We start from the raw sequence: 4766 nt of genomic DNA on the forward strand, positions 1-4766 counted from the left end.
GCAGGGCGAGAAAGTCTTCATAGGAGAGATCCAGCACAAGGCGCTCCGGACGGCCAAGGGAAAGGACACGGCTGTTGGAACCGAGGGCTGCCGTGTTCAGCCTCAACAGACCCGGTGTCCACTGGTGGGGAATGCCGAGGGTCTCCATTTCCCGCAGATGCACGTCCCGGGAGCGTATCTCGACCAGTAACTCCCCGTCCTGATGACGAAAAGGAGCCGGACCCAGGAAGTCCAGCACAATCCATACCCGTTCGGCAAATTGCTCCAGCCGCACATTGATCAGCTGTGGGGGGCGAATCTGGAGATTCAAACGGGCATTAACGGGTCTGAACTGCCAACGGAAGCGCCGTGCCAGGGGGGCAACGTCCACAGCAGGCTCGTCTCCCAAAGGAGGATGGGCCTCCTCAACGGGGAAGACATGACCAAACCAGGCCAACTGCAAACCGTCTGCCACAGGATTCACCTCGATCCCCAGTTGATGGATCAAGACGTCAATGGGGACAAAAAGCCGTTGCCCGGAACCGGGTTCGCCTTCAAGGCGCCATGGGGCCTGCAACTCGGCACCGTTCAGGGCAATGCTGCTCCCGGTGACCACCGCAGATGGTCTCTCCCGCTCCTGAAGCGGTTGGAGGAGCGGAGGCGTGACCTGAAACGGCTCGGTCTGCTCAGGGGGACGTGGCAATGGAGCCGGTGGGGGTGCCGGATTCTGTCCACGGGCTGGAGCGAACAGGCCGAGAAGCAAAGAACCGAGAAGACTCAGTGCTGCAAATCGCCCAACAGCAACATGCATTGACCAGAACGACTAGAGCCGAAGAAGCTGTGATTTCCGTATTCGAGGCTAGCCTAGGAGCCTGAAGTCCGGTCGTTGCTAATGTCCACGCCATCACACTGTTCTGTCTGGCCTTACCGGGATTCTTCAGGGCCTGATTGGCTGGAACGGGAGCGGGATGGTTGTGGCGTTGGTTTTCTGGCCCGGCTGGACGGTCGGGCGAGCCACTGGATCCTGCAGCAAGCCCTGCGGGGCCTGGGTTGTATGGAGCACCGGGGCGGCTGTGGTGGTGACCGGGACTCCGGCGATGGGGCAGGCGTGCTCTGCGCCATTCCCTGGTCCCTGCTGAAAACCATCTGGCCCACTGTAGCAGGGTTGCCGGATGAGAGCATTCCCGCCTTGGGCATGGTTTTTCTGCCCGGGGACGACGAGGCGCGCTCCACCACACGCCGCCTTTGCGAGGAACAGGCGGCCCAACTGGGGCTCCACAGCCATGGCTGGCGCATGGTGCCCGTTGATGGGGATGTTCTGGGTCCCATGGCAGCCGCAAGCTGTCCAGTGATTGAGCAGTGGCTCCTCTCCATGGATCAGCGCCATGGGGATCAGGAGGAGCTGGAGCGCCTGCTGTTCCGTTGCCGCCGCCGCATTGGATCCCAGTTGGGCCAAGTGTTGGGGACGGCGTCGAGTCGCCATGTCTCCTTCGCCTCCTTGAGCACCCGCACGGTGGTCTACAAGGGCATGGTGCGCTCCGAGGTGCTGCCGGCCTTCTACAGGGACCTGCAAGACGAGCGCTTTGCCATCCCCTACGCGGTCTATCACCGGCGCTTCAGCACCAACACCTTGCCCCGCTGGCCCCTGGCCCAGCCCATGCGCCTGTTGGGCCACAACGGTGAAATCAACACCCTACTGGGCAACATCAACTGGGCCCTGGCTGCCCAGGACGGCCTCAAGCGGGCCTGGGGGGACGCCGCGTCGGATCTGCATCCCGTGGTGAATCCCGCTTTCAGCGATTCCGCCAACCTGGACGGCATGTTGGAGCTGATGGTGCGCAGCGGTCGCCCCATCATCGAAAGCCTGATGACCCTGGTGCCGGAAGCATTTCAGCAGCAGCCGGAACTGGAGAATCGCCAGCAACTGCAGGACTTCTACGCCTATTGGGCCGGCATTCAGGAAGCCTGGGATGGACCCGCTTTGTTGGCGTTCACCGATGGGCGCTGGATTGGGGCCTGCCTTGACCGCAACGGCCTGCGTCCGGCGCGCTACTGCGTCACCCGGGACGGCCTGGTGGCCATGGGCACCGAGACCGGTGTGGTGGACCTGGACGAGGCCACCATTGTGGAGAAGGGCCGCCTGGGCCCCGGTCAGATGTTGGCCGTCGATCTGGAGAAGGGTCGCCTGCTGCGCAACTGGGAGGTAAAGGAAGAAGCGGCCAGTCGCTATCCCTATGGCCAATGGCTGCGTCAGTGTCAACAGCTTGCACCGCAAGCCTGGTGTGCGGAACCGCAGTTCAGCACCTTGGAATTGCTGCAATTGCAGACTGCCGTTGGCTTCACCGCCGAGGATTTGGACCTCATTATCGAGGACATGGCCGGTAAGAGGAAAGAGCCCACCTTCTGCATGGGCGACGACATCCCCCTGGCCGTTCTCTCCAGCAAGCCCCACCTGCTGTACGACTACTTCAAGCAGCGGTTTGCCCAGGTCACCAATCCCCCCATTGACCCCCTGCGGGAAGAGCTGGTGATGAGCCTTGCGGTTCACCTGGGTCCCCGTGGATCGGCACTGGAGCCATCGGCCCAGGGGGCGCGCCGCCTGGATCTCCCCTCCCCTTTGCTCAACGAGGCTGAGTTGAGCCGGTTGCGGGCATCGGACTGGAGCTGCCACCATCTCAGCACCTTGTTTACCGTTGCCACGGGTCCCGACGGCCTGCAGGAGGCCGTGCAGCAACTCTGCCAGCAAGCGGAGCAGGCGGTGCGGCGCGGTGCGGAGATTCTCGTCCTCTCGGATCGTCAGGATGGTGGCCTCGGCCCCATGCACAGCATCATGCCGCCGTTGCTGGCCACAGGCGCCGTCCACCACCACCTGATTGGCGCCGGCTTGCGACTGCGGGCCTCCCTGGTGGTGGAGACGGCGCAATGTTGGACCACTCATCACCTAGCTTGCCTGATTGGCTATGGCGCTAGTGCCGTTTGCCCGTGGCTCACGTGGGAGACCACCCGCCACTGGCGCAACCATCCCCGCGCCGTCAAGCTCATTGAGCGGGGCAAGCTGCCCCCTATGGATACGGCCCAGGCCCAGGCCAACGTGCGCCATGCGCTGGAGGCGGGGCTGCGGAAAATCCTCTCCAAAATCGGCATCTCCCTGTTGTCCAGTTATCACGGCGCCCAGATCTTTGAAGCCGTGGGCATTGGGGCGGACTTGATTGCTACGGCCTTCCGTGGCACCACCAGCCGTGTGGCAGGCCTTGCCTTTGCAGAGTTGGCCAGTGAGACCCTGGCCTTCCACAGCAAGGCCTTCCCGGAGTTGAGCCGCAGCAAGCTGGAGTTCATGGGCTTTGTGCAATACCGCACCGGGGCCGAGTATCACCTCAACAGTCCGGAGATGGCCAAGATGCTCCACAAGGCCCTGGCCCAGGGGCCGGGCTATGACCACTTCGCCACGTACCAGCACCTGCTGGAGCAGCGTCCCCCCACTACCCTGCGGGACCTTCTGGAGTTCCGTGTCGCCCAATCTCCAACCCCTCTGGAGGAGGTGGAAAGTGTTGCCGATATCTGCCGGCGCTTCTGCACCGGCGGCATGAGCCTGGGGGCCCTCTCCCGTGAGGCCCATGAAACCCTGGCCATTGCCCTCAACCGCATTGGCGGCAAGAGCAACAGTGGTGAAGGCGGGGAAGACCCGGTGCGCTATGGGGCCATCACCGACGTGGACGAGACAGGTCACTCCCCCACGCTGCCCCACCTGCGGGGCCTGCGCCCTGGCGACACGGCCTGCTCCGCCATCAAACAGGTGGCGTCCGGGCGTTTTGGCGTGACGCCGGCCTATCTGCGCTCGGGGCAACAGTTGGAAATCAAGGTGGCCCAGGGGGCAAAGCCCGGGGAGGGGGGCCAGCTTCCTGGCACCAAGGTGGATACCTACATTGCCGGGCTACGCAACAGCAAGCCTGGGGTGCCTCTCATCTCGCCCCCGCCCCACCACGACATCTACTCCATCGAGGATCTGGCCCAGCTTATTCACGACCTGCACCAAGTTCATCCTGCCGCCAAGGTGTCGGTCAAGCTGGTGGCGGAAATTGGCATTGGCACCATTGCCGCCGGGGTGGCCAAGGCCAGCGCCGACGTAATTCAGATCTCCGGCCATGACGGCGGCACCGGCGCTTCACCCCTCAGCTCCATCAAGCATGCCGGTGTTCCCTGGGAACTAGGTCTGGCGGAGGTCCACCGCTGCTTGCTGGACAACGGTTTGCGCCAGCGGGTGATCCTGCGGACTGACGGTGGCCTGAAGACTGGTTGGGACGTGGTGATTGCCGCCCTGCTGGGGGCTGAGGAGTTTGGATTCGGCTCGGTGGCCATGATTGCCGAGGGCTGCATCATGGCCCGGGTGTGCCATACCAATAAGTGCCCTGTTGGTGTGGCCACTCAGAAGGAAGCCCTGCGGCGCCGGTTCGTGGGGTTGCCCGAGCAGGTGGTCAACTTCTTCGTCTACGTGGCGGAGGAGGTGCGCCAGCTCATCAGCCGCCTGGGCCTGCGGTCCATGGATGACCTGATTGGCCGCGTGGATCTGCTGGCCACCCGCAACGTAGCCCTGCACAAAACCAGCGGGGTGGACATGGGCAGCCTGCTGAAACCCATGCCCCAAGCCCATGACCACAACTGGCGCAAGCATGATGACCGGGCCCATGACAACGGGCCAATCCTGTTGGATGAGCTGTTGACGGACCCCGCTCTGCAGCAGGCTGTGGACCACCATGGTTCCATGACCGTGGATCTGGAGATTGCCAATA

1 protein-coding gene and 1 pseudogene are annotated in these 4766 nt (G+C 63.4%); one reads left to right on the forward strand and one right to left on the reverse strand.

Annotated elements, in window-relative coordinates; translation table 11 throughout:
• Positions 1–682 (reverse strand): annotated as a pseudogene (locus FLM9_RS04800) (hypothetical protein); the annotation flags it as partial.
• A gap of 189 nt (positions 683–871) precedes the next feature.
• On the opposite strand from FLM9_RS04800, the gene FLM9_RS04805 reads away from it, so the two are divergent.
• Positions 872–4766, forward strand: a 3895-nt coding sequence (locus FLM9_RS04805) for a glutamate synthase-related protein (RefSeq protein ID WP_074457509.1), incomplete at its 3' end; no start/stop codon positions are given.

The sequence above is a fragment of the Candidatus Synechococcus spongiarum genome (assembly GCF_900047545.1).
Classification (GTDB): domain Bacteria; phylum Cyanobacteriota; class Cyanobacteriia; order PCC-6307; family Cyanobiaceae; genus Synechococcus_B; species Synechococcus_B spongiarum_C.